Here is a 22,353-nt window from a genome sequence, read left to right as displayed (position 1 = left end):
CCCGCCGCCCCGTCCGCCCCGTCGCCGAGCGCGGCGTCGAGCGCGCCGCCCGCGTCGTCGGCCGCGCCCGCGCCGTCCGCTCCCCCGTCGTCCGCGCCCGCCTCCGTCTCCGCGCAGAAGCGCGCCGCGGACCTGGCGCAGCAGGTGCTCGACCTGGTCAACTCGGAGCGGGCGAAGGCGGGTTGCGGGCCGCTCGGGGCGAACGCGAAGCTCGCGACGGCGGCGCTGCGGCACTCCGAGGACATGGCGGCGCGGAACTTCTTCGACCACACCAACCCGGACGGCGCCGGTCCGCAGCAGCGGATAGACGCCGTCGGGTACGCCTGGAGCGGGTGGGGGGAGAACATCGCGCGCGGTCAGAAGGACGCGGCCGCGGTGATGGACAGTTGGATGAACAGCTCGGGCCACCGGGCGAACATCCTGAACTGCGGCTTCACCGAGCTGGGGGTGGGGGTCCACCTGGGCACCGGTGGGCCTTGGTGGACGCAGGACTTCGGTACGCCGCGCTGACGGCTCCGCCACCGGCGCTGTCGGTGGTGGCGCCGTCGCCGCTGACGGTGCCGTCGGCCCGGCGCTGCTCCGCCGCTCCGCTCCCGGCGGCGGGCTCAGTCGGTGGTGGCGTGGGTCCCTTCCCGTGGGCGGGGGACGGCCTCGACGGCCTCCCCGGTCAGGACGGCCTCGCGCAGGTCGGCGAGCGCCTCGTCCACGGAGTCGTGGACGTCGAAGATCCGCTCGATCCCGAACAGCTGGAGGATCTTGCGGGTGTGGACGTCGGGTCCGGGCAGGACCAGCCGCAGCTGCCCGTCGCGGGAGGACAGCATGCGACGGGTGGCCACCAGGACCGCGAAGCCCGTGGAGTCGCAGAAGTCGACCCGGCTGATGTCGACCACCATGCGCAGGCAGCCGTCGGTGACCAGTCGTTGGAGCCGCTCGCGCAGGGCTGCGACTCCGCTGATGTCCACTTCTCCGGCTACCTGGACCACTGTCCAGCCGTACCGCTCCCCGTAGCTCACGCTCAGTGCCACTCTGTTGCCTCTCTCCGGGATCGCTGGGGGTATGCGGCCTCTGCCCGTTTCCTCCGGCGGCAACCCTGTTCCAGGTGACGATTTAGCGGCCGGGAGGAGTAATTTCCGCGAAATGTCATGGCCGTGGTCCGTTCGACGGTCGAATTCGCTGCTCGATCCGACGATCTGCACAGGATTTACTCCGGTTGGCGGTACCGCCGGGGCCGGTGACAGGCTGGGAGAGGAGCGCCCCGGCAGCGCCCCGCGAGTGCCCCGGCAGCACCCCGCGGGTGCCCCCGCAGCGCTCCGACCGCGTTCCGGCGAAGGGAGAACGCCGTGATCACCACCGATTTCGTGCCCGGCTCGCCGTGCTGGCTGGACCTGGGCGCGCCCGACGTGCCGGCCGCCGCCGCGTTCTACGGCCCGGTGCTGGGGTGGGAGTTCAGTGCGCCGCCGGGCGCGGACGGCTTCCTGCTCGCGACCGCCGCCGGCCGGACCGCGGGCGGCCTCGGCCCGCTCACCGAGCGCGGCGCCCGCTCGGCCTGGATGGTCTACTTCTTCACCCCGGACGTCCACGAGACCGCCGCCTCGGTGCTGCGCGCGGGCGGCACCGTGCGGGTCGAGCCCCGGGACGTGGCCGACTGGGCCTCGTTCGCCCAGTTCACCGACCCGCAGGGCGGGCGGTTCGCGGTCTGGACGCCGGGCCGGGCGGGCGGCCTGGCCGCCGTCGACGGGCCCGGCGGCCTGTGCTGGACGGAGCTCTACACCACCGACGCGGCCGGCGCCCTCGCCTTCTACGGGACGGTGTTCGGCTGGCGGCACGAGGACACCCCCATGCCGGGCGGCACCGGCACCTACACCATCGTCACCCCCGCCGGGCAGCCCCCCGAGCGGATGCACGGCGGCGTCCTCCAGGTCGGCCCCGCCGAGCTGACCCTCTCCCGGGGCACCCCCTCCTGGCACCCGGTCTTCGCCGTCGCCGACTGCGACGGGGCCGCCGCCACCGTCGCCACCCACGGCGGCCTCGTCGTGATGGGCCCGGAGACCGCCCCGGACATCGGCCGGATGGCGGTCTGCACCGACCCGTCCGGCGCGGACTTCGTCCTGATGACGCCCGGCGCCTGAACCGGCCCCCGGAGCGCCGCGGCCGTCAGACGCCCGGGAGGGTGTCCTGCGGGACGCGGGCGGTGCGCAGGCGGTGGCCGGTGCTGTCCGGGGGGATCAGCGGCAGCGGGTAGCCGGCCGGGCGGCGGACGGACTTCCAGGGGCGGTGGATCGCGCCGCCGGGGAGGTGGGCGAGCTCCGGGACCCAGCGGCGGACGTAGGCGCCGTCGGGGTCGTAGCGGTCGGCCTGGGTGAGCGGGTTGAGGACCCGGTTGGGGCGGGTGTCGGTGCCGGTCCCGGCGACCCACTGCCAGTTGAGCTGGTTGTTGGCGAGGTCGCCGTCGACCAGGTGGTGCAGGAAGTGGTCGGAGCCCGAACGCCAGTCCAGGTAGAGGGACTTGGCGAGGAAGCTGGCGGTGATCAGCCGGGCCCGGTTGTGCATCCAGCCGGTCTCGGCGAGCTGGCGCATGCCCGCGTCGACGATCGGGAAGCCGGTCCGGCCCTCGCGCCAGGCGGCGAGCTCCTCCGGGTCCTCGCGCCACCGGTCGTGCCGGGGGCGGTAGTCGGCGCGGGCCGCGTCGGGGCGGGCGGCCAGCACCTGGTGGTGGAAGTCGCGCCAGACCAGTTGGCGGACGAATGCCTCGGCGCCGTGGCCGCCGCGCCGTTCGGCGAGGTGGACGAGTTCGTTGGCGGACAGGCAGCCGAAGTGCAGGTACGGGGAGAGGTGGGAGGTGCCGTCGGCGGCGAGGTCGTCGTGCAGGTCGGCGTAGTCCTCGGTGCGCCAGTGCTGCCAGGCGCGGCGGGCGGCGTTCTCGCCGGGGTCGGGCAGCCGGCGGGCGGTGGGGGTCGCGGTGGGCAGCGGGGCGCCGCGCAGGCCCTCGGGGGTGCGCAGGTCGCGGGGCGGGGGCAGCGGGGTACGGCGGGGGGCCTGCTGCCAGGCCCGGTGGTAGGGGGTGAAGACGGCGTAGTGGTCGCGCCCGGCGGGCAGCACGGCGCCGGGCGGGACGGCGGTGAGCGAGCCCTCGTGCACCCGGAGCCGGTCGCCCAGGGCCCGGCGCAGCCGCTGCTCGCGCCGCCGGGCGTACCCGCTGACCCCGGCGGCGACGTGGACGGCGGCCGCGCCGGTCTCGGCGGCGAGCTTCGCGGTCTGCTCGGCGGTGTCGCCCTCGCGCACCAGCAGCCGTCCGCCGGCCCGGCGCAGGTTCGCGTCGAGGTCGGCGAGGCAGCCGGCCAGGAACGCGGTGCGGTTGGGGGCGGCGAAGCCGGCGGCGGTGACGGCCGGGTCGGTGACGAACAGCGGCACCACCTGGTCGGCGCCGGTGCGGGCGGCGTGCAGCGCGGGGTTGTCGTGCAGGCGCAGGTCCTGGGTGAACAGGACGATGGCGAGTGTCATGGTGCTGCCTTCGGTGCGGGGAGCTCCGCCGTGTCGACAAGGCGGTCTGTCGGTTCTGCGGGGTGCGGGCGTTGCGCGGCGGGGACCGGGGTCCCCGTGGAGTGTTCGGAGCGGCGGCCGGAGCGGATGGGTGCGGCTTTCCGGCGGGGTGGGGTCGGCTCGCCCGACCGCCCGATCCCGTGGGAGCCGCACCGTGCAGCAGCAACCCGGTTGCTGGGCTTCGCGGACGGCGCGGCCGCGGGCTGACGCCCCGCCACCCCTCCCCGCCCGTCCGGGCCGCGCCCTAGAGTCGGGGTCCACGGCGAGGAGGGACGCGGATGGCGCAGGGGTACGGGGAGTTCTTCCGCACGGCGACCGGCCACCGGCCGTACGCCTACCAGCGGGCGCTCGCGGCGGACGGGCTGCCGCCGTGGGTGCGGGTGCCGTCGGGGGGCGGGAAGACCGCGGCGGCCGTGCTGGCGTGGCTGTACCGGCGGACGGTGTCCGCGCCGGAGGGGACCGCGCGGCGGCTGGTGTACGTGCTGCCGCAGGGCAGCCTGGCGGACTGGACGCACGCCCTGGTCGGCGGCTGGCTGGAGCGGCTGGGCCTCGCGGAGCGGGTGGACCTGCACCTGCTGACCGGCCCGGACGGGCAGGACGGCGCCTGGCGGCGGCGGCCGGAGCGGACGGCGGTCCTGGTCGGCACCCACGACGTGCTGCTGAGCCGGGCGCTGATGCGCGGTTTCGCCGACTCCCGGACGATGGCGCCGGTCTCGTTCGGCCTGCTCAACAACGACGCGCACTGGGTCTTCGACGAGGCGCCCCTGCTGGGCCCCGGCCTGCCCACCGGGGAGCGGCTGCAGGCGTGGCGCGACGCGCTGGGCACGACGGCCCCGACCCGGACCACCTGGATGTCCTCGACCGGCGGGGGCACCGAGGCCGGCGGGGGCGCCGGTCCCGTGCCGGAGGCCGGGCCCGCCGGCACCCGGCTGGTCCGGCGGCTGCACCCGGCCCCGGGCCGGTACGTCCCCGACCTGGTGGCGGCGCTGGGCGCGGCGCACCGCCCCGGCACCCGGACCGTCGCCGCGCTGAACTCCCCCGCCCGGGCCCGCGAGGTGCACGCCGCGCTGCGCGCCGCGCACCCCGACGAGCCCGCGGTGCTGCTGCTCCCGTACCTGCGATCCGCCGAACGGCGTTACCTGGTAAGGGAGTTGCCGGCAGACGGGTTCCTGGTCACGACCCGGGCGCTGGACGCCGGGTCCGACCTGTCCGCCCGCACGGTGTTCACCGAGCTCGCCCCGTGGGGCGCCGTGGTCCAGCGGGCCGGGCGCTGCAACCGGCACGGCGAGCACCCGGAGGGCGGCGAGCTGCTGTGGTGCCCGCCGGAGGGGGCCGCGGCCTTCGCCGACGAGGAGCGGTGGCTGGCGGCGCGCGAGGGGGCGGCGGTCACCGCCGCCGACCTGTTCCGGGCCCCGTTCCCGGACCGGTGGGAGCCCGCACCGGGGCGGCCCGGGCCGAGGGTGCCCGGGCTGGGCCTGAAGGTGCTGACGGCGCTGTTCGACACCGGGCGCGCGGCCGGGCCGGCCGGCGCGGGCCCCTGGGTCTGCGGGCTGCCGGAGCGGACGGTCTTCGTGGCCTGGCGCGACTGGGGTGCGGCGGGCCGCCCGGCGGAGGACGAGCCGGAGCCCGGGCGGGCCGAGCAGTGCGAGGCGCCGCTCTCCGAGGTCCGCCACCGGATCGCGGACGGCGGGGGCTGGCTGCGGGACCGCACCGACGGCCGGTGGCGGCCCGCCGGGGCCGTGGACCTGCGGGCGGGCGCGGTGCTGACCCTGGACGCGGCCGGGGGCGGCCACCTGCCGGGGCTGGGCTGGCGGCCGGAGAGCCGGGTGCCGGTGCCCCCGCTGTTCACCGGGCGCACCCCGCCCGGGTCCGGGTGCGCGGCCTGGGTGGGCCTGGACCAGCACCTGCGGGAGACCGAGGAGGAGGCCCGGGCGCTCACCGCCGGGCTGCCCGGCCTGACCGGGGCGCAGCGGGAGGCGGTGGCGCTGGCCGCCCGGCTGCACGACCTCGGCAAGTGCCACCACGTGTTCCAGGAGAAGCTGCGCGACGGCGGCGGCGACCCGCCGCCGGGGCTGCTCGCCAAGTCCAAGGCGCCCTGGAACAACGGGGTCTCGGCCCGCCCGCACTTCCGGCACGAGCTGGTCAGCGCGCTCCTGCTGCTGGCCGGCGGGCACTGGCACGCGCCCGGCCCGGACCCGTCCCTGGTGACGTACCTGGTCGCGGCGCACCACGGCCAGGTGCGGGTCTCGGCCCGCCCCGGGCCCGGTGAGGACCCGGACACCCTGCTGGGCGTCCGGGACGGGGACCGCACCCCGCCGGTGGCCCTCTCCAGCGGCGAGCGCTTCCCGGCCCTGCCCCTCTCCCCCGCCGCCGCGTTCGGCCCGGACGGGGTCTGGCCGCCGCTGGTGGCGGCCCTGCTGTCCGACCCGGCCCTGGGCCCGTTCCGGCTGGCCCACCTGGAGTCCCTGGTCCGCACCGCCGACTGGCGCTCCAGCGCCCGGCACGACGGCCCGCTCTGACGGCCCGCGCCGAGCGGCCGCTTGGCCCGCACCGACCGCACCGACCGTTCCCACCGCACCGACCGCACCGACCGCGCCACCGACCGGGAACGGCCCGGCACCCGTGCGTCGCGGGTGCCGGGCCGTGCGGTGGGTCTAGACGTACGCCAGGCTGATCTGCTGGTTGAAGACCACCCAGTGCTGGCCCGGGTCTCGGGTGTCGCAGGGCTTGGTGGAGACGTCCGGGGTGCCCCAGGCGTTGGCCAGGCAGTACGCGGGGGCGTAGGTCAGCGAGATCTGCTGGCCGGAGACGGTCCAGTACTGGCCGAGGTCCTGCGGGTCGCAGGGCTTGGTGGAGACGTTCGGGGTGCTCCAGGCGTTGGCCAGGCAGTACGCGGGGGCGTTGCTGAGCGAGATCTGCTGGCCGGAGACGGTGAAGTGCTGGCCCTGGTCCTTGGCGTCGCAGGGCTTGGTGCCGATGCCCGGGGTGCCCCAGGCGTTGGCCAGGCAGTAGACGCCGGGGTGCGGGGCGGGGTCGGCCGCCCCGGCCGTTCCGGCGGGCAGGAGCGCGGCGGTCAGGGCCAGCGCGGCCAGGGTGATCGTCCTGCGGAGTGCGGTTGCCATCGGGCGGGGGTTCCGTTCTCGTTCCGGTCGCACGGCTGTGCGCGCCGCGCACGCTTCGCATGCGGACCGTCGTTGTGGGGTGCGCCCCGGAGAGTCGGGCGCACCGCCATTGATAGCAGCAAAGGGCGACCGGACGACTACTCAGCGCAACCGGATTCACCCGGTCGGCAGCGCGCCGGCGCCCGGGCGGCGTCCGGCCCCCGGCGGCCCCGGCCGGGGCGTGGCGCAACTATCCGATGATCCACTCGTTGGTCCGTCCGACGTAGCCGGGTTCCGTCCCGATGCCTTGGAGGAGCCGATGGATCTCAAGACGCTGCCGCGGCCCGGGGTGGCCGGCGCCGGGGGCCAACGGGCTTCCGCGGAGGCCGTGTTGGTGCGGCACTACCGGCGGCTGGTGTGCCTGGCCTACCTGACGCTGCCCGCCGACCGGGGGCGGCACGCCCGGGTGGTGGCGGCGCACGCGGTGGTGCAGCGGGCGCTGCCGGTGCTCGGCGGCCGGGTGGCCGGGGAGGACGGGTACCCGGCGGCGCGGATCCGGGTGCTGCGCGGGGCGCTGCGCCGACGGCGCTGGCCCGGGGCCGCGTTCCCCCGGGTGTGGGGGGTGCGGCTGTTCACTCCGCCCGACGACGGGGACGCCGAACTCGACGCCCGGCTGGCCGAGTTGCCCGCCCCGGCGCGGGCGGGTTTCGCCCTCCAGGTGCTGGACGGCCTGGACCGGGCCGAGGCCGCCGAAGTACTGGCCTGGGCCGGGGTGGAGGCCCCCGCCGACTCCGCCCGGGCCGGGGCCGAACTGCTGCGCGCCGCGCGCACCCCCGACTGGTCCGACCTCCCGCCCGGCTACGACGCCTGCACGGTCCACCTCCAGCCGGGCGACCTGCTGCGTCGCCGCCGGCTGGCGGTGCTCGCCGCGGCGGTGGCGGTGGCCCTGACGGCCGCCGTCCCCGCCCTGGCCCCGTCCGGCAGCGACCGGCCCGCCGCGTCGACCCCGCTCCCCCGCCAGGTCGTTGCCGAGCGCCGCGCCGACGACCTGTGGCGCGGCACCGCGAAGCTGGGCCTCGCCGTCTGGCCCGCCCGCGGCGAACTGCGCGACGACAGCGCCCTGGTCGGCCGCGCCACCGCCGCCTGGCAGCAGGCCGGGCCGCCCACCGCCGTACCCCAACTCCTGTACGCGGGACGGCTGGACGGCACACTGGTGGTCCTGCTGACGGACGGCCGGAGCCTGGCCAGGTACACCGAGGAACCGGCGGGCCCGGCCCTGGCGCTGGCCCCGGCCGGGGACAGCGACGTGACGGCGGGCGCGGCGGTCGTGCTGCGGCGCGACGACCGCGGGGCCAGGTACCTGCTGGCGCCGTGGATCGCGTCCGCGGCGACCCGGCGGCTGGACCGGCCGGACGAGGCGGAGCGCCCGCTGGCCTTCCCCGGCGGCGTCACCGACCCGGTGCCGGGAACGGCCGCGCCGGGCTGCCCCGGCCCGGCGCTGCAACTGCGCTCGGACCCGGTGGTGGCCGAGCAGCACGCCTTCCTGCTCGCCGACCTCGGCGGGCTCGCCCCCGCGCACCTGACCTACACCCCGCCGCCGGACGCCTCCGCCCAGGCCCGGCCGCCCCGTGAGGCGGTCGGCCCGCAGGCGCTGCGCCGGTGGGCGGCGGGCGCCTGCGCGGTCCCCGAAGCAGGCCCCGAGGTACGGCAGTTGAACCTGTGGGAGTTCGCCGACCAGAAGCTCCCGCAGAACGGCGGGGAACTCGGCTGGGCCTGCCTGCGGGCCGACCACTGGGACGGCAGCGGCAGCGCGGCGGCGGCGGTGCTCCCCCCGAACGGCGGCCGCGCCGAACGGCTGGCGCACGCGGACGGCCGCGCCTGCAGCCGCTACGAACAGGACACCGTCGCCCAGTACCGCTGGCGCGCCCCCAACGGCACCCCCTACCTCCTGGTCGCCGCCAGCCGCCGGGTCTCCCGCCTGATCGTCACCACCCCCTCCCGCCGCCTCGACCAACCCGCCCCGCCCACCCGCACCCTGGCCCTCGACAACCCGGGCAGCGGCCCCACCACCGTCGAGGCGGTCACGGCCGCGGGCACCCGCCTGAAGCCCATCAACTGACGGACGGACACCGCCGGGGCCCGTGGAGCGGTGACGCTCCGCGAGTTCTCGGGACGGGCCGATTGCGCCTTCCGCCCCCTCGTTCCGGGAGCCGGTGTCCGTCCGGGCTAGTGCGAGGGCGAAGGGCGCCGGGCAGTGAGTACGGGCTGGTAGTACCCGCTGGAGTCGGCGGTGTGCCAGGTGATGTCGGTGAAGCCGGCTTCGGTGACGAAGTCCGTCAACTGCCGGCGGGTCAGTGCCCAGTAGGTGCTGCGGCGGACTCGGACGTTCCAGGTGTTCTGCGCCGGGGTGAGTTGGAAGTGTTCGAGGTCGTAGCGTTCGCCGTCCTCGTGCCAGTGCCAGAGCTGGAAGTTGATCACCTTGCCGTCGGGGATCTCGGAGACCTGGGGCGGTGTCGTCGCGGGTTTGGCCCGGCGGGCGTCGTCGTAGTCCCGGAGGCTGATCACCAGCAGTCCGTCGTCCCGGAGCACGCGGCGCATGCCGGCGAGGGCCTCCTGGACGTCCTGCCCGGACAGCAGGTGCGGGAGCGAATTGTCGGCGCACAGGACGACGTCGAAGACCGATGACTGGAAGGGCAGTTGACGCATGTCCGCGGCGACTGCCGGAAGCCTGGCGACACGGGCCGCCGCTTCGGCGGCGGCCCGTGTCGTTGCGAGCGGGCTCAGGTCGCTGCCGAGGACCTCGTGCCCGGCCAGGGCCAGTCCGATCGCCTGGGTCCCGATGCCGCACGAACAGTCCAGGATCCGGTGCGGTCCCGGCCCCAGGCGCGAGTGCAAGAGCTCGTCGAGCACCTTGGCCTGGTGCGCCATGCTCGCGTCCCAGTCCCGGAAGATCAGGTGGTAGTCGCGGGCCAGTTCGTCGTAGAAGTCTCTGGTCGAGGATTCGGACATGCGCGCCACCCTAGTGCGTGCACTGCCGGGCGGGCGCCGTTATCAGCACCGAACCGGACGGAGCGCTAGAGGTCGCGGAAGGTGAACGCGTCCGGGCCGGGGCCGTGGGTGCGGAGGGTGGCGAGGCGGGACATCGCCTCGTCGAGGGTGGGGCGGTGGCCGGCCGGGACCCACCACATGGCCTGGTGGGGCTCGGTGGGACGGTGGAACCACTCGCGGCGGCGGGCCAGCACCCGCAGGTGGTCGCTGCGGTAGACGTAGGCCCGGAGCGCTTCGACGGACTCCCAGACCGAGCAGTTGACCTGGAGCAGGTCGTCGTCCCGGTCGGGCCGCAGGCCGGTCGCGTCGGCGCCCGTCTCGTCGACCATCCGCCAGACGAATCCGGGGCTGCGTTCGGCGAGTGCGTTGATCTCCGCCAACTGGCCGACGAATCCGGCGAGTTCGGGGCTGTCCAGGGCGGCGACGATGCGGCCGACGTTGACCTGGGCGAGGTGGTGTCCGGGGGCGGGCGCGGTGAGCCGGGGCGTGGTCATGCGGCCAGCATGGCCCGACCCGCCTTCTATCGTCAATAGTTGTTGTTTTTAGACTTCGCGCCGACCGTCGTCCCGGGGCTCGCAGCGGGTGAGCGACACGCAGCACCCGTCCGCGCCCGGGTCCATCACCGGCGCCCACTCCTCCCCGGCCAGCCCCTGGAGCAGCGCCAGGTTCATGCCGCACACCAGCGCCGGGAACTCGTCCGCCAGCGCGTGGAAGGGGCAGTTGCGCAGTCGCAGCACCTCCCCGTCCCGGTACGGCGCGTAGCCGCGCTCGCGCAGCGCGGCGGGCAGGTCGGACGGCCGCCGCTCCGCACCGGCGGTGCGGGCCGCGGCCTGCAACTCCTGGTCCAGGCCGGCCCGTTCGACCACCTCGGCGAGCAGGCGGCCGGCTTCGCCGTAGGCCCGGGGCGGCAGGGCGACGGCGATCTCGGCGTCGGCCCGGCGGTAGAGCTTGGCGGGGCGGCCCGCGCCGGGGCCGCCGCGGCCGGCCGGGCGGCGGTAGGAGGTGGCGAGCAGGCCCGCGTCCACCAGCTTGTCCAGGTGGAAGGCGGCCAGCGAGCGGGAGACGCCCACCGCCGCCGCGGCGGCGTCCCGGCCGGTCTCCTGCGGGGCGTCGGCGACGTGCCGGTAGAGGGCGCGCCGCACCGGGTCGGCGAGGGCGCCCAGCGCCTCGATCGAGGAGTCCTCAGCAGTCATCCGTCGAGTCTATGACCGGTGGGGCGGGCGGCCGCCGGACGGACCCGACGGGGCGGGCGGGGCGGACCCGACGGGGCGGGCGGGGCGGGGCGGATCCGGTGCGAACGCGCCACCGGGGCGGCGGCGTCGCGCCATGCCGTCCGAATTGCCCACCCATTGCCCGCCATTCGTTTCTACACCTCTGTAGAGTATCCCCGACCGCCAGCAGCCGGGCCGTTCGGGCACCCCCCACCCGTCGCCCCCGCCGACCGGACTCGAAGGAGGCCCGCAGTGCATCCTCCGCAGTTGCAGACCGACCCCGCCTGGTCCCCGCCGGAACAGGACGTCCACCCCGCCTACCAGCCCGTGGAGGTCCTGCTCGACGGCTCCGGCAGCTGGGCGCTGGGCCGGATCAACGCCTGGTGGCGCTCTCCCGACGACGAGCCCTGGTGCCGCCTGCGGCTGATCGGCTCCGCCGCGGGCCCCGCCTGGCGACGCTACGACCCCGAGCGGATCCTGCTGCTCCCCACCCACGGGACGTGAGCGGCCGCCGCCCGCGGCCCCCGGGCCGGGGCGCCGCGTGACCCCCTCCGCCCCGCTCGACCGCCCGCCGGGGCCCGCTCCAGCGGCAGGACCCCGCCGGGGGCGGCGCCGTTCCGGCAGCGGTCAGCGCCGGGTGCCGCAGCCGGGGCAGAACGCGGAGCCCTCGGGCAGTTCGGCGTGGCAGGAGGTGCACTGCGGGGGCCGGGCGAGCCGGAAGCCGCAGCCGGGGCAGAACGGGGTGCCGTGGGTCTCGGCACGGCACTGCGGGCAGACAAGTTGGCGGTCGACGGTGACGTCGAACTGCCCGGCCCGGGACTGGCCGTGGGCGTACGCGTTCTCGGTGACGGCGTCGTTGAGGCCGCGCTGGCGGGCCGCGGCCGCCTCGGCGGCGGTGTCGGGGGCGCAGCCCAGGCAGAGGCCCTGGGCGGCGTTCCAGCAGCGGCCGCAGACGTAGTGGGTGCAGCGGGCGCAGCGGTTGAAGTGCTGCTGGGCATTGCCGATGGCGCGCTGGAAGGCGGCGTCGCGGCTGTTGCCCCAGCCGGCGCCGGCCAGACCGTCGGCAGCGTTGGTGAGGCCGCTGGAGGCGCTGCCGCCGAGCAGGCTCCAGGCGGCGCTGACGCCCTTGTTGATCCAGCCGGCGGCCTGTCCGGTGCGGAAGGGCTCGAACTCGGAGCGCCAGGTGTCGTAGCAGCGCGAGCAGGAGAACTCGAACTGGAAGCCCGCGCCGGTGCCGTGCTGCTCGCTCAGGTCGCGGTAGTTGTTGCTGAAGTGGATCTCACTCATCGTCGGCTGCCCAACCCTCTTGCAGGTCTGTCGTGACGTGCCGATGCGTACTCGGTCCGTCCGGATTCGTCGCACCGGCCGCCACACCGGGGTGGCGTGCCGGTACGGGCCGGGCGGTCCGGCGGCCGTGTGGTCAGCCGCCGAACAGGACCGGTCCCAGCACGGAGGGACGGAACAGCAGGGTGGGCGGTTCCACCATCGCCGCGACCTGGTGGAACGCGGCGGCGACCCGGACGTCGGTGACGGCGCGGGCCAGCACCCGGTCCAGCAGCCGCTGCTGGACGCGGACCTGGAGGCCGGAGGGGCCGCCGGTGGTGCCGGCGAAGCGGACGTCCTCGCCGGCGGCCATCTGCCAGGGGTTCCGGGTGGCCGCGGCGACGGCGTCGCGGGTCTCCCGGACGGCGGCGTGGCCGAGGTCGCCGTGCTTGTGGACGGCGTTGCGCAGGGCGCGGGCGCCGAAGGCGGCGACGGTCATGCCCTGGCCGTAGACCGGGTTGAAGGTGCAGGAGGCGTCGCCGACGGCGAGGAAGCCGTGCGGGGCGGAGCGCTCGTAGTGCCGCCACACGCTGGGGCCGGGAACGAAGCCGCGGGCCGGGCCGGCGGGCTTGGCGCCGATGACCGCCTCGGCGATGCCCGGGTCGCGCAGCAGGCCGAGCTGCTTCTCGAACTCCTCGGGCTGGAGGGAGGGTTCGAAGCCGCGCATGCCGCCCATCCCGACGATCCAGCGGTCGCCCTCGACCGGCAGCAGGACGCCGAAGCGGCCCCGCTCGGGGGCCTGGCTCTGCAGGTAGAGCGCGGAGCCGGCGGGGGCGTCGGCGGGCCGGTGGTAGAACCGGGTGGCGTAGGAGACGCCGGCGTCGACCCGCTCCCGGGGGACGACGGGCGCGCCGATCACCGAGAGCCACTTGGCGGCCCGGGTCGAGCGCCCGGCGGCGTCCACCACCAACTCGGCCGCCAGCTCGGACTCCTGCTCGCCGTCCTTGCCCCGGCCGGTGATCCGCACGCCGGTGACGGCGTGCCGGTCGCCGAGCAGTCCGGTGACCTCGGCGCCGGTGCGGAACTCGATGTTCGGCGCGCTGCGGACCCGCTCCAGCACCACGTGGTCGATCAGCGGTCGGCTGCAGGTGAGCACCGCGAGGTCGCTCTCGTACGGGGCGAGCCAGCCCGCGGCGGTGAGCCAGCGCAGGCCGCCGGAGAGCGGGACCCGGGTGGCGCCGGCCGCGAGGAGTTCGGCGAGGGCGCCGGGCAGCAGTTCGTCGATGGTGCGCTGGCCGGCCTCCAGCAGCAGGTGGCCGTGCTTGGCCTGCGGGACGCCGGGGCGGAAGTCGACCCCGTCGGGGTAGCGGTCGCGTTCGACCACCACGACCCGGTCCGCGACGCCGTGCAGCGCCCAGGCGGCCAGGCACCCGGCCAGTCCGCCGCCGATCACCACTGCCGTGCCGCGGCCCGCGGCCGCGCTCCCCCTAGAACCCATGTCCGTACAGTAAGGGACGCGGCGCTGACAGTCACCGGTGGTCGGCGTTTCGGCCGCACTTCTTCGACCTGGCAACTCCCTTGCCCCGGTGGGCTTTTCGCCATTCGCGGGGCAAACCGCCCGATTCGCCCGCCCCTCGGGGAGCCCGGCCGCCGCACCGGCCGCCGCACCGGCGGGCCCTCCCGCCGGGGCCCGACCCGGCCGGGCGCGGCCGGGCGCGCTTGGGCGCGGTTGGGCCGGACGGGTGACCCGCCGGGCGCGTGGCGCGGCGGGGGGCCGGTCGCCGTCATGGGATGGCGGGATGACCTCTGAGCAGATCCTGATCGGGTCCGGCCTGACCGTGGTACTCGCCGTCGCCTCCCAGCTGCTGGCCGCCCGGCTGCGCATCCCGGCGATCATCGTGCTGCTGCCGGTGGGCTTCGCGGCCGGCGCGGTCACCGACGACGTCCACCCGGACCGGCTGCTGGGCCAGGCGTTCTCCCCGCTGGTCTCGCTCGCCGTCGCGGTCATCCTGTACGACGCCGGGCTCGGTCTGGACCTGCGCAAGCTGACCGGCCACACCCGAAAGGCCGTGATGCGGCTGGTGTGGATCGGCACCCTGCTGACCGCCCCGGCCGCCGCGCTGGCGGCCGCGCCGGTGCTGGGCGTCTCGGGGCAGGCCGCGGCGATGCTCGGCGCGATCCTGGTGGTGTCGGGCCCGACGGTGGTCGGGCCGCTGCTGAACTTCGTCCGGCCCACCGAGCGGGTGCAGCGGATCCTGGTCTGGGAGGGCTCGCTGATCGACGCGGTCGGCGGCATCCTCGGCGCGCTGGTCTTCCACGCGCTGGTGAACGAGCAGCACCGCAAGTTCGGGGCCGGCCTGCTGGAGTTCGCCGCCAGCGTGGGCCTGGGCCTGCTCGGCGGGCTGGTCGGCGCGGTGCTGCTGTGGTGGCTGCTGGTGCGCCTGCGGCTGGGCGAAGTGCTCGGCACCAGCGCCCAGTTGGCGGCCGTGGTGGGCGTCGCCGCGGTCTGCGACGCGCTGCGCGAGGACACCGGGCTGATCGCCGCGATCGTGATGGGCGTGGTGGTGGCGACGGTGCCCGCGTTCGACCTGCCGGCCCGGCGGACCTTCTTCGAGACCCTGGTCTCGCTGATCGTCGGGGTGCTGTTCGTGTCGATCTCCTCGACCGTCGGCTGGGCCTCGGTGCGGCCGGTGCTGCTGCCCGCGCTGGCCCTGGTCGCGGTGCTGGTGCTGGTGGTGCGGCCGGTGGTGGCGGCGCTGTCCACCGTCGGGACGGACCTGGCCGAGGGCGAACGGGCCTTCCTGGGCTGGATGGCGCCGCGCGGCATCGTCGCCGCGTCCACCGCCGCGACCTTCTCCGCCGGCCTGGCCGCGGCGGGCGTCGGCGGCGCCGAGAAGATCCTCCCGGCCACCTTCCTGGTGATCGTCCTCACCGTCACCCTGTACGGCCTGACCGCCGTCCCGGTGGCCCGGCTGCTGCGGGTGACCCGCCCGGCCCGCTCGCGCCCGCTGCTGGTCGGCGGCGAGCCCTGGACGGTCGAACTGGCCACCGTACTGCGCTCGGCGGGCCTGGACGTGCTGCTGTGGGCCGGGCGCGACGAGCAACGGGCCCGGATCGCCGCCGCCGGGCTGGAGCTCGCCGACGGGGAGCTGCTGGCCGCCGCGAGCGGCGAGGGCGCCGAGCAGGAGGGCGTCACGGCGGTGTACCTGCTGACCGCCGAGGACGAGTTCAACGCGCTCGCCGCGGCCGTCCTGCACGACGGCTCCGAGCTGCCGGTGTTCCGGCTGCCCGCCGCCGCGCCCGGCCCCGGCGTGGTCGGCGACGCCCCCGCCGCGATGGTGCTGCCCGCCGCCCTGACCGGCCCCGAGCTGGCCCGCCGGCACGCGGCCGGCGCCCGCATCCTGCGCCGCCCCGCCGACGGCGAACTCCCGCCCGGCCACGACCTGTTGTTCACCCTCGACCGGGCCGGCCACCTCCACCCCGCCACCCTGCGCGGCGAGGCCGTCCACCCCGGCCAGGTCACCGAACGCATCGTCCTCGGCCCGGCCTGAGGGGCCTCCGCCGCTCAGGCGTCGAGGGCGTGCCCGGTCGTCGCGTCCACGTGGGCGGGGACCTCCTCGTGGCGGTCGCCCACGGTCGGGGTCCCGGTCGGCTCGAACAGGAGGATCGCGGCGCCGGACGGCGCGGACGGCTTGTGCTCGGTGCCCGCCGGAACGGTGAAGACCGCTCCCTTCGGGAGCCGGACCGTGCGCTCGCCCCCGGCCTCGCGCAAGGAGATGCGCAGTTCCCCGTCGAGGACCAGGAAGAACTCGTCGGTGTCGTCGTGGACGTGCCAGACGTGTTCGCCCTCGACCTTGGCGATCCGGACGTCGTAGTCGTTGACGTGCGTGACGATGCGCGGGCTCCACAGCGCGTCGAAGGAGGACAGGGCCTGGGCGAGGGAGATCGGCTGGTTGCTCATGGCCCCATCCTCGGCCGCCCCACCGGGGCGGGGTGAGTGCTAGGAATCGCACATGGCGAAAGATTCCTCGCGGCACCCGGCCCGGACGCCGGGCCCGCACCGGGTGGTCGTGATCGTGGACGAGAACTCGAACCCGTTCGAACTCAGTTGCGCGATCGAGGTGTTCGGTCTGCGCAGGCCCGAGATCGGCCGCGAGCTCTACGACTTCCGGCTCTGCTCCCCCGAGCCCTCCGTCACGATGCGGGACGGGTTCTTCACCCTCGGCGGGGTCGCCGGCCTGGAGGCGGCCGACGCGGCGGACACCCTGATCGTCCCCAACCGCCCCGACGTGGAAGCCCCCCGCCGGCCCGCGGTCCTGGACGCCGTCCGGCGGGCTCACGCGCGCGGCACCCGCCTGCTCGGCTTCTGCAGCGGCGCCTTCACCCTGGCCGAGGCCGGTGTCCTCGACGGGCGCCGGGCCGCGGTCCACTGGCAGTGGGCGGACTCCTTCCGCTCCCGCTTCCCCACCGTCCGCCTCGAACCGGACGTGCTGTTCGTGGACGACGGTGACATCCTCACCGCTGCCGGGAGCGCCGCCGCCCTCGACCTCGGACTGTACGTCGTCCGCTGCGACCACGGCGCCGAGGTCGCGAACTCCGTCAGCCGGAGACTGGTCTTCGCGGCCCACCGCGACGGCGGCCAGCGGCAGTTCGTCGAACGCCCGGTGCCCGACGTCCCCGACGAGTCACTGGCACCGGTGCTGGCCTGGGCGCAGGAACGGCTCGACACGCCGCTCGCGGTGGCGGACCTCGCGGCGCGGGCGGCGGTCAGCCCGGCGACCCTGCACCGCCGCTTCCGGCGGGAGCTGGGCACGACCCCGCTGGCGTGGCTCACCGGGGAACGGCTCGCCCTGGCCTGCCGACTGATCGAGCAGGGCGAACCGCGCCTCGACGTGGTCGCCCGGCTGAGCGGCCTGGGCACCGCGGCCAACATGCGCGCGCTGATGCGCCGCACCACGGGCGTCACCCCCTCTGCGTACCGACGGCGCTTCGGGCCCGGACCGCACTGACGCCCCGGCCGGACGGACCGGGGGGAGCGGATGGCCCGGACGGAACAGGCGGACCACCCGGAGCACCCGGACCGGCGGAGCAGGCGGGCCGGGCAGAGCGGGCAGGCCGAGCGGGCGGGCGGAGCGGGCAGGCCGGTTCACCCGGCCGACACGGTGTCGCGCCACCACGCGTAACAGCGCTCGGGTAGCGTCCGAGCGCCGCTCCCCTTTTTCCGAAAGCCTTCCCGGAGGGATCCCGTCCGATGACCACCGCCACCGCCGACCTCGACGACCTCGCCGCCTTCCTGCGGGCCCAGGGCCTGGACCCGCACGGCCTGGACGAGCCCGGCACCCTGCTGTGGACCGTCCGGGACGCCAGCGGCCCGACCGCCAGCGCCGCCCTGGAGCTCGCCGGTCCGGCCGCCCTGCTGCGCAGCGTCGCCGTCCGGCCGGACCGGCGCGGCAGCGGCACCGCCCGCCGGCTGGTCGAGGACGTGCTGGCCGAGGCGACCGCGGGCGGCATCCGCCGGGTCTACCTGTTCTCCACCGACGCGGGCGCGTTCTGGCGGCGCCTCGGCTTCCGCGAGGTGCCCGTCCCGGAGGCCGCCGACGCGCTGGCCGCCGCCCCGCAGGTCCGCCAGTACCTCGCGGACGGCTCGCTGGCCGCCGAGGTCGCCTGGTGCCGCGACCTGGCGACCTCCTGACGGCCCCTCGGACGTACCCGGTACGTTGACGGGCATGACCGAACCGTCGACCGCACCCGCACCCGCGCCCACCCCCGCGCCCGTGCCCGCGCCGCTGCCCTGGTCGCCCGCCCCGATCCGGACCGCCCGCCTGCTGCTGCGCGAGCCGGAGGCCCGGGACCGGGCGGCGATCGTCGAGCTGTTCACCTCCCCGGAGGTCGGCCGGTACATCGGCGGCGCCCGCCCGCGCGAGGAGTTCGAACGGACGCTGCCCGAGGTGCCGCGCCGCCGCCCGGGGCTGCTGGTGGCCGAGCTGGACGGGGCGGTGATCGGCATCGTCACGCTCGACCCGCACGACTCCGGGCGCCTGGCGCGCCTGCACCCCGGGGCGGCGGCGCGCGAACTCGGCTACCTGTTCCTGCCGCACGCCTGGGGCCGCGGCTACGCCACCGAGGCGTGCGGCGCCGCCCTCGATTGGCTGGCCGCCGCCGCGCCCGGCACACCCGTCGCCCTGACCACCCGGACCGCGAACACCGCCTCGCTGCGGGTCGCCGAACGCCTCGGCTTCACCGAGGTCGACCGCTTCGAGGAGTACGGCGCCGAGCAGTGGCTGGGCGTCCGGGTGTTGTCCTAGCCGGCAGGACCAGGCCGACGGGACCAGGCCGGGAGGTCAGGCGAGCAGGACCGGGTTGGTCAGGGCCGCCGTCCGCCCGTCCGGGCCGCGCACCTCGACGCGGACGAAGGCCGTCCGTTCGGCGTCCGTGGTCCAGCGGACCAGGTCGTCGGCCGGGGTCCGGTGCTCCTTGCCGCGTTCGGTGCGGAAGTGCACCGTGCTGCCGTCGGGGACGCCGGAGAGCCGCACCGCCAGTTCGACGGGGCGGCCGCCGGTGGCCAGGAGTTCGCCGATCCCGGCGGTGCGGCCGGCCGCCTCGGCGGTGAACTCCAGCCGCACGGCGGCGGATCCGGCGATCCAGCTGCGCCCGGCCCGGACGGCGGCGAGGACCGCCGGGACGCTCAACTCCTCGGCGTGCACGACGGTCTGCGGGGTGCCGAGCTGGCCGGGCAGATGGGCGTCGCTGCTGCCGACGGCGGGCTGCCAGCGGCCGGCCCGGACGCCCGCGCCGAGGCGGCGGCCCCACTCGGCGAGCGCGGCCTCGTTGTCGGCGTTCCACGGCAGGTCGGAGGTCCACTGCCCGTTCCACACCTCGACGGCGTCGAAGGACTCCAGCGGGTACGTCAACTCCCCTCCGGGGTACGGCGCGTGGGGGTGGGCGGCGACGCACAGGCCGCCTGCGGCGCGCACCGCGCGCAGCGCCTCGGCGAAGGCCGCTTCGCCCACCCGGTGCTCCCATTCGGCGAGTTGGCCCGGGGCCAGGCCGAGCGCCAGCCAGTGGCCGGTGCCGGTGGTGACCTCCTCGCCGAGGACCACCAGCAGGTCCTCGCCGCCCACCTCGCCCCAGACCCCGGGCGCGGCGGCCGAGTTGTGCTCGGTGGTGGCGAGGAAGTCGAGTCCGGCGGCGCGGGCGGCGGCCGCCAGTCCGGCGGGGGTGAGTTCGCCGTCCGAGTGCACCGAGTGCACGTGCAGGTCGCCCCGGTACCAGCCGGGGCCGCGCCCGGGCAGCCGGGTCGGTGGATAGTCCATGGTCGCCTCCTGGGAGGGCCAACGGCCTTGCCGAGGAGGGGAGTTCCGGCGGCGCTTCAGCCCACGGCGAACCACGGCGCGGGGTGGTCGGCGAGTGCCTTCTCCAGCAGCAGGGTGTCGTTCGGGGCCAGCGGCGGCAGGTCGTCCAGCGGGAACCAGGCGACCGCGAGGGACTCCTCGTCGCCGACCACCGCCTCGCCGGACAGCGGGCGGCAGCGGAAGGCGACGTCCAGGTACTGCACCTGGTCGCCGTTGGCGCAGGCGAAGGCGGGCAGCGTGTGCACGCTGGTGATCCGCTCGGGGAGGACGGTGACGCCGGTCTCCTCCAGCACCTCGCGCACCACGGTGTCGGCGGGCTGCTCGCCGGGCTCCACGATGCCGTGCAGCAGGGCCCAACGGCCGGTGTCGGAGCGGCGGTTGAGCAGGATCCGGCCGTCGTCGACCACCACCGCGGTGATGCCGGACAGCCACAGCGGGGCGTGGCCGATGTGTGCGCGCAGGTCCAGGATGAATTGCGGAGTAGGCATACCGTGCACTGTAGTGCGCACCCGTCCGTTCCCGGCGGAGGTCCGCAACGCAGCGTCAGGGGCCCGCCTTTCTGTTCGTTTCACGGCCGCCGCCCCCGCCCCGCCCGGCTCCCGCCCGCCCCGTCCGGCGGCGCCGACCTGCGCCGTTCCCCCGGAGCGCCCCCGGTCCGCGCCCGCCGCGGGGCGGCCCGCCGCCCGGCCGCCTTGACCCGCGGCGCGCGCGGCGGCCCACAATGCTGCCTGCTTCCGCCCCGGCCCGGACCGGCCCCCACACCCGCCGAGCGACCCAGGAGAGCGCCGTGACCCCAGTGCCGCAGGACCCCTCGACCGACCGGACGGCGGCCCCCCGCCGACGGACCGTACTGGCGGCGCTCGGCGCCCTCCCGGTGCTCGCCGCGACGGCGGGGGCGGCCGCGACGACCGCGACGGCGGCCGGGACGGCGGTGCTGATCGACCCGTCGGTGCGGCGCCAGAGCATCCGGGGCTTCGGCGGCATGAACCACCCGCTCTGGGCCGGGGACCTGACGGCCGACCAGCGCGAGACCGCGTTCGGCAACGGCCCGGGCCAGCTGGGCTTCACCGTGCTGCGGATCCACGTCGACGAGGACCGGGCGAACTGGAGCCGCGAGGTGGCGACCGCGAAGCGGGCCGCCGCGCTGGGCGCGATCGTCTTCGCCTCGCCCTGGAACCCGCCGGCCGCCATGGTGGAGACCTTCGTCCGCGGCAGCCAGACCGACGCCCGGCGGCTGCGCCACGACATGTACGGCGCCTACGCCCAGCACCTGGAGGACTTCCGGGTGTTCATGGCGGACAACGGGGTCGAGCTGTACGCCGTCTCGGTGCAGAACGAGCCCGACTACGCGCAGGACTGGACGTGGTGGACGTCCGACGAGATCGTCCGCTTCCTGCGCGAGAACGCGGGCGCGATCGGCACCCGGGTGATCGCCCCGGAGTCCTTCCAGTACGTGAAGGCCCTCTCCGACCCGGTCCTGAACGACCCGGTGGCGCTCGCCAACCTGGACGTCCTCGGGGCGCACCTGTACGGCACCTCGTTCGCGAACTTCCCGTACCCGCTGTTCCAGCAGAAGGGGCAGGGCAAGGAGCTGTGGATGACGGAGGTGTACTACCCCAACAGCTCGGACTCCGCGGACCTGTGGCCGCAGGCGCTCGGCGTCGGCGAGCACATGCACCACGCACTGGTGGACGGCGGTTTCCAGGCGTACGTGTGGTGGTACATCCGGCGCGGCTACGGGCCGATGCGCGAGGACGGGCAGATCAGCAAGCGCGGCGCGGTGATGGCGCACTTCGCGAAGTTCGTCCGCCCCGGGCACGTGCGGCTGGACGCGCCCGCGAACCCGCAGGCGAACGTGTGGACCTCGGCGTACCAGGGCGGCTCCGCGGTGACCGTGGTGGCCGTCAACCAGGGCGCCGCGGCGGTGAGCCAGCAGTTCACCCTGGCGGGCGGCACCGCCCCGGCCGGGGTGTCCGCCTGGGTGACGGACGCCACCAGGACGCTGGCGGCCCAGGCCGGCCCCGTCCCGGCGGGCGGGTCGTTCACGGCGGTGCTGCCCGCGCAGAGCGTCACCACCTTCGTCGTCTCCCTCGTCGCGGTCGAGCCGATGCCGCCGACCGCGCCCGGCGCGCCGGTGGCCGAGGCGGTCACGGCGGGCTCGGCCACGCTGTCCTGGGCGGCGTCGACCGACGACACCGGGGTCGCCAGGTACGACGTGGTGCGGGTGGACGCCGCCGGCGAGACGGTGGTCGCCTCGACCACCACCACCCGGGCCACCGTGACCGGCCTGGCCGCCGGCACCGCGTACGCCTTCGCGGTCTACGCCTTCGACCCGCCGGGCAACCGTTCGCAGCGCTCCGCGACCGTCGCGGTCACCACCCCGGCCGCCCCGGCGGGCGGCTGCGGGGTCGACTACCGGGTGGTGAACGGCTGGGGCGGCGGGTTCCAGGGCGAGATCACCGTCCGCAACACCGGCACGACCGCGCTGTCCGGCTGGACGCTGTCCTTCGCGTTCACCGCCGGGCAGGTGATCGGCCAGATGTGGGGCGGCACCGCGACGCAGAGCGGGGGCGCGGTGAGCGTGACCCCGGCGGACTACACCCGGACGGTCCCGGCCGGCGGCTCGGTCACCCTCGGCTTCATCGCCACCCAGGGCGCCACCAACCCGGCCCCGGCGGCCTTCGCGCTGAACGGCGCCGCCTGCGGCTGAGCCCCGGCCGGCCCGCTGCCGCCGGAGAACGCCCGGGGATGCCCGGGAAGACTCGGGAACGCCCGGGAAGACTCGGGAACGCCCGGGAACGCGGACGCCGCCGCGGCCCGCCCCTCGGAAGGGGGCGG

The 22,353-nt window shown here is 76.2% G+C and carries 21 protein-coding genes; 10 read left to right on the top strand and 11 right to left on the bottom strand.

The annotated features are described in order from the left end of the window. The coding region (locus ACWEO5_RS31990; RefSeq protein WP_452165654.1) for a CAP domain-containing protein at nucleotides 1-510 on the top strand (510 nt) is incomplete at its 5' end. A 95-nt stretch (nucleotides 511-605) separates the two neighbouring features. Here the strand turns inward: ACWEO5_RS31990 and ACWEO5_RS31985 are convergent. Beyond that, on the bottom strand, nucleotides 606-1,025 hold the full coding sequence (locus ACWEO5_RS31985) for an STAS domain-containing protein (protein ID WP_452165653.1): 420 nt from the start codon (nucleotides 1,023-1,025) through the stop codon (nucleotides 606-608). 315 nt (nucleotides 1,026-1,340) lie between these two features. On the opposite strand from ACWEO5_RS31985, the gene ACWEO5_RS31980 reads away from it, so the two are divergent. Continuing rightward, nucleotides 1,341-2,129: a VOC family protein gene (locus ACWEO5_RS31980; protein ID WP_452165652.1), complete on the top strand. Its 789-nt coding sequence runs from the start codon at nucleotides 1,341-1,343 to the stop codon at nucleotides 2,127-2,129. Nucleotides 2,130-2,154: 25 nt separating this feature from the next. Here ACWEO5_RS31980 and ACWEO5_RS31975 read toward each other — a convergent pair whose 3' ends face one another. Continuing rightward, nucleotides 2,155-3,501 (bottom strand): cryptochrome/photolyase family protein, encoded by a 1,347-nt coding sequence (locus ACWEO5_RS31975; protein WP_452165651.1) that lies wholly within the window; start codon nucleotides 3,499-3,501, stop codon nucleotides 2,155-2,157. Nucleotides 3,502-3,818: 317 nt separating this feature from the next. Between ACWEO5_RS31975 and ACWEO5_RS31970 the strand changes: the two genes are divergently transcribed. Further along, on the top strand, nucleotides 3,819-6,059 hold the full coding sequence (locus ACWEO5_RS31970; RefSeq protein WP_452165650.1) for a CRISPR-associated endonuclease Cas3'': 2,241 nt from the start codon (nucleotides 3,819-3,821) through the stop codon (nucleotides 6,057-6,059). Between the two features lie 135 nt (nucleotides 6,060-6,194). On the opposite strand, the gene ACWEO5_RS31965 is transcribed toward ACWEO5_RS31970, so the two are convergent. Continuing rightward, nucleotides 6,195-6,662, bottom strand: a complete 468-nt coding sequence (locus tag ACWEO5_RS31965) for a ricin-type beta-trefoil lectin domain protein (protein ID WP_452165649.1) — start codon at nucleotides 6,660-6,662, stop codon at nucleotides 6,195-6,197. A gap of 298 nt (nucleotides 6,663-6,960) precedes the next feature. Between ACWEO5_RS31965 and ACWEO5_RS31960 the strand changes: the two genes are divergently transcribed. Beyond that, nucleotides 6,961-8,760, top strand: a complete 1,800-nt coding sequence (locus ACWEO5_RS31960; RefSeq protein WP_452165648.1) for a hypothetical protein — start codon at nucleotides 6,961-6,963, stop codon at nucleotides 8,758-8,760. A gap of 107 nt (nucleotides 8,761-8,867) precedes the next feature. On the opposite strand, the gene ACWEO5_RS31955 is transcribed toward ACWEO5_RS31960, so the two are convergent. The 3 genes from ACWEO5_RS31955 to ACWEO5_RS31945 form a co-directional block, all read right to left on the bottom strand. Then, nucleotides 8,868-9,650, bottom strand: a complete 783-nt coding sequence (locus ACWEO5_RS31955) for a class I SAM-dependent methyltransferase (RefSeq protein ID WP_452165647.1) — start codon at nucleotides 9,648-9,650, stop codon at nucleotides 8,868-8,870. A 65-nt stretch (nucleotides 9,651-9,715) separates the two neighbouring features. Further along, nucleotides 9,716-10,183: a DUF3291 domain-containing protein gene (locus ACWEO5_RS31950; protein ID WP_452165646.1), complete on the bottom strand. Its 468-nt coding sequence runs from the start codon at nucleotides 10,181-10,183 to the stop codon at nucleotides 9,716-9,718. Between the two features lie 48 nt (nucleotides 10,184-10,231). Continuing rightward, nucleotides 10,232-10,882 carry a helix-turn-helix transcriptional regulator gene (locus tag ACWEO5_RS31945; protein WP_452165645.1) on the bottom strand — a complete coding sequence of 217 codons (651 nt, stop codon included), beginning with the start codon at nucleotides 10,880-10,882 and terminating at the stop codon, nucleotides 10,232-10,234. Between the two features lie 285 nt (nucleotides 10,883-11,167). Between ACWEO5_RS31945 and ACWEO5_RS31940 the strand changes: the two genes are divergently transcribed. Next, nucleotides 11,168-11,404, top strand: a complete 237-nt coding sequence (locus tag ACWEO5_RS31940) for a hypothetical protein (protein ID WP_344550127.1) — start codon at nucleotides 11,168-11,170, stop codon at nucleotides 11,402-11,404. Between the two features lie 123 nt (nucleotides 11,405-11,527). Here ACWEO5_RS31940 and ACWEO5_RS31935 read toward each other — a convergent pair whose 3' ends face one another. Together ACWEO5_RS31935 and ACWEO5_RS31930 are read right to left on the bottom strand one after the other, a co-directional pair. After that, nucleotides 11,528-12,187: a zinc-ribbon domain-containing protein gene (locus tag ACWEO5_RS31935; RefSeq protein WP_452165644.1), complete on the bottom strand. Its 660-nt coding sequence runs from the start codon at nucleotides 12,185-12,187 to the stop codon at nucleotides 11,528-11,530. 133 nt (nucleotides 12,188-12,320) lie between these two features. Next, nucleotides 12,321-13,661, bottom strand: a complete 1,341-nt coding sequence (locus ACWEO5_RS31930; RefSeq protein ID WP_452165643.1) for an NAD(P)/FAD-dependent oxidoreductase — start codon at nucleotides 13,659-13,661, stop codon at nucleotides 12,321-12,323. Between the two features lie 301 nt (nucleotides 13,662-13,962). Between ACWEO5_RS31930 and ACWEO5_RS31925 the strand changes: the two genes are divergently transcribed. Then, entirely contained in the window at nucleotides 13,963-15,714 is a 1,752-nt protein-coding gene (locus ACWEO5_RS31925) for a cation:proton antiporter domain-containing protein (protein ID WP_452165642.1), read from the top strand. Nucleotides 15,715-15,728: 14 nt separating this feature from the next. Here the strand turns inward: ACWEO5_RS31925 and ACWEO5_RS31920 are convergent, their stop codons facing one another. Beyond that, nucleotides 15,729-16,124, bottom strand: coding sequence for a cupin domain-containing protein (locus ACWEO5_RS31920; RefSeq protein WP_452165641.1), 396 nt, complete (start codon nucleotides 16,122-16,124; stop codon nucleotides 15,729-15,731). A gap of 52 nt (nucleotides 16,125-16,176) precedes the next feature. Here ACWEO5_RS31920 and ACWEO5_RS31915 point away from each other — a divergent pair, with 52 nt between their 5' ends. From ACWEO5_RS31915 to ACWEO5_RS31905, 3 genes are all read left to right on the top strand, one after another. Beyond that, a complete protein-coding gene (locus tag ACWEO5_RS31915; protein ID WP_452165640.1) occupies nucleotides 16,177-17,172 on the top strand; it encodes a GlxA family transcriptional regulator in 996 nt (331 codons plus the stop codon). 242 nt (nucleotides 17,173-17,414) lie between these two features. Next, entirely contained in the window at nucleotides 17,415-17,855 is a 441-nt protein-coding gene (locus ACWEO5_RS31910) for a GNAT family N-acetyltransferase (RefSeq protein WP_452165639.1), read from the top strand. A gap of 34 nt (nucleotides 17,856-17,889) precedes the next feature. Next, complete coding sequence (locus ACWEO5_RS31905) at nucleotides 17,890-18,468, top strand: GNAT family N-acetyltransferase (RefSeq protein WP_452165638.1); 579 nt, start codon at nucleotides 17,890-17,892, stop codon at nucleotides 18,466-18,468. 36 nt (nucleotides 18,469-18,504) lie between these two features. Here the strand turns inward: ACWEO5_RS31905 and ACWEO5_RS31900 are convergent, their stop codons facing one another. Both ACWEO5_RS31900 and ACWEO5_RS31895 read right to left on the bottom strand, forming a co-directional pair. Continuing rightward, entirely contained in the window at nucleotides 18,505-19,476 is a 972-nt protein-coding gene (locus ACWEO5_RS31900; protein ID WP_452165637.1) for a CehA/McbA family metallohydrolase, read from the bottom strand. A gap of 56 nt (nucleotides 19,477-19,532) precedes the next feature. Continuing rightward, the gene (locus ACWEO5_RS31895; RefSeq protein ID WP_452165636.1) at nucleotides 19,533-20,003 is read right to left on the bottom strand and encodes an NUDIX hydrolase; all 471 of its coding nucleotides are present in this window, start codon (nucleotides 20,001-20,003) and stop codon (nucleotides 19,533-19,535) included. Between the two features lie 299 nt (nucleotides 20,004-20,302). On the opposite strand from ACWEO5_RS31895, the gene ACWEO5_RS31890 reads away from it, so the two are divergent. Then, on the top strand, nucleotides 20,303-22,225 hold the full coding sequence (locus ACWEO5_RS31890) for a cellulose binding domain-containing protein (protein WP_452165635.1): 1,923 nt from the start codon (nucleotides 20,303-20,305) through the stop codon (nucleotides 22,223-22,225). Nucleotides 22,226-22,353: the final 128 nt, after the last annotated feature.

The sequence above is a fragment of the Kitasatospora sp. NPDC004272 genome (assembly GCF_053603035.1).
The sequence above is the reverse complement of the archived record's forward strand: the minus strand, read 5'-3'. Positions and strand labels throughout refer to the sequence as shown.

Coding starts and splice junctions, on each gene's coding strand:
- ACWEO5_RS31975 (WP_452165651.1), bottom strand. CDS start 3,501: ATGACACTCGCCATCGTCCTGTTCACCCAGGACCTGCGCCTGCACGAC.
- ACWEO5_RS31970 (WP_452165650.1), top strand. CDS start 3,819: ATGGCGCAGGGGTACGGGGAGTTCTTCCGCACGGCGACCGGCCACCGG.
- ACWEO5_RS31965 (WP_452165649.1), bottom strand. CDS start 6,662: ATGGCAACCGCACTCCGCAGGACGATCACCCTGGCCGCGCTGGCCCTG.
- ACWEO5_RS31960 (WP_452165648.1), top strand. CDS start 6,961: ATGGATCTCAAGACGCTGCCGCGGCCCGGGGTGGCCGGCGCCGGGGGC.
- ACWEO5_RS31955 (WP_452165647.1), bottom strand. CDS start 9,650: ATGTCCGAATCCTCGACCAGAGACTTCTACGACGAACTGGCCCGCGAC.
- ACWEO5_RS31950 (WP_452165646.1), bottom strand. CDS start 10,183: ATGACCACGCCCCGGCTCACCGCGCCCGCCCCCGGACACCACCTCGCC.
- ACWEO5_RS31945 (WP_452165645.1), bottom strand. CDS start 10,882: ATGACTGCTGAGGACTCCTCGATCGAGGCGCTGGGCGCCCTCGCCGAC.
- ACWEO5_RS31935 (WP_452165644.1), bottom strand. CDS start 12,187: ATGAGTGAGATCCACTTCAGCAACAACTACCGCGACCTGAGCGAGCAG.
- ACWEO5_RS31930 (WP_452165643.1), bottom strand. CDS start 13,661: ATGGGTTCTAGGGGGAGCGCGGCCGCGGGCCGCGGCACGGCAGTGGTG.
- ACWEO5_RS31925 (WP_452165642.1), top strand. CDS start 13,963: ATGACCTCTGAGCAGATCCTGATCGGGTCCGGCCTGACCGTGGTACTC.
- ACWEO5_RS31920 (WP_452165641.1), bottom strand. CDS start 16,124: ATGAGCAACCAGCCGATCTCCCTCGCCCAGGCCCTGTCCTCCTTCGAC.
- ACWEO5_RS31915 (WP_452165640.1), top strand. CDS start 16,177: ATGGCGAAAGATTCCTCGCGGCACCCGGCCCGGACGCCGGGCCCGCAC.
- ACWEO5_RS31910 (WP_452165639.1), top strand. CDS start 17,415: ATGACCACCGCCACCGCCGACCTCGACGACCTCGCCGCCTTCCTGCGG.
- ACWEO5_RS31905 (WP_452165638.1), top strand. CDS start 17,890: ATGACCGAACCGTCGACCGCACCCGCACCCGCGCCCACCCCCGCGCCC.
- ACWEO5_RS31900 (WP_452165637.1), bottom strand. CDS start 19,476: ATGGACTATCCACCGACCCGGCTGCCCGGGCGCGGCCCCGGCTGGTAC.
- ACWEO5_RS31895 (WP_452165636.1), bottom strand. CDS start 20,003: ATGCCTACTCCGCAATTCATCCTGGACCTGCGCGCACACATCGGCCAC.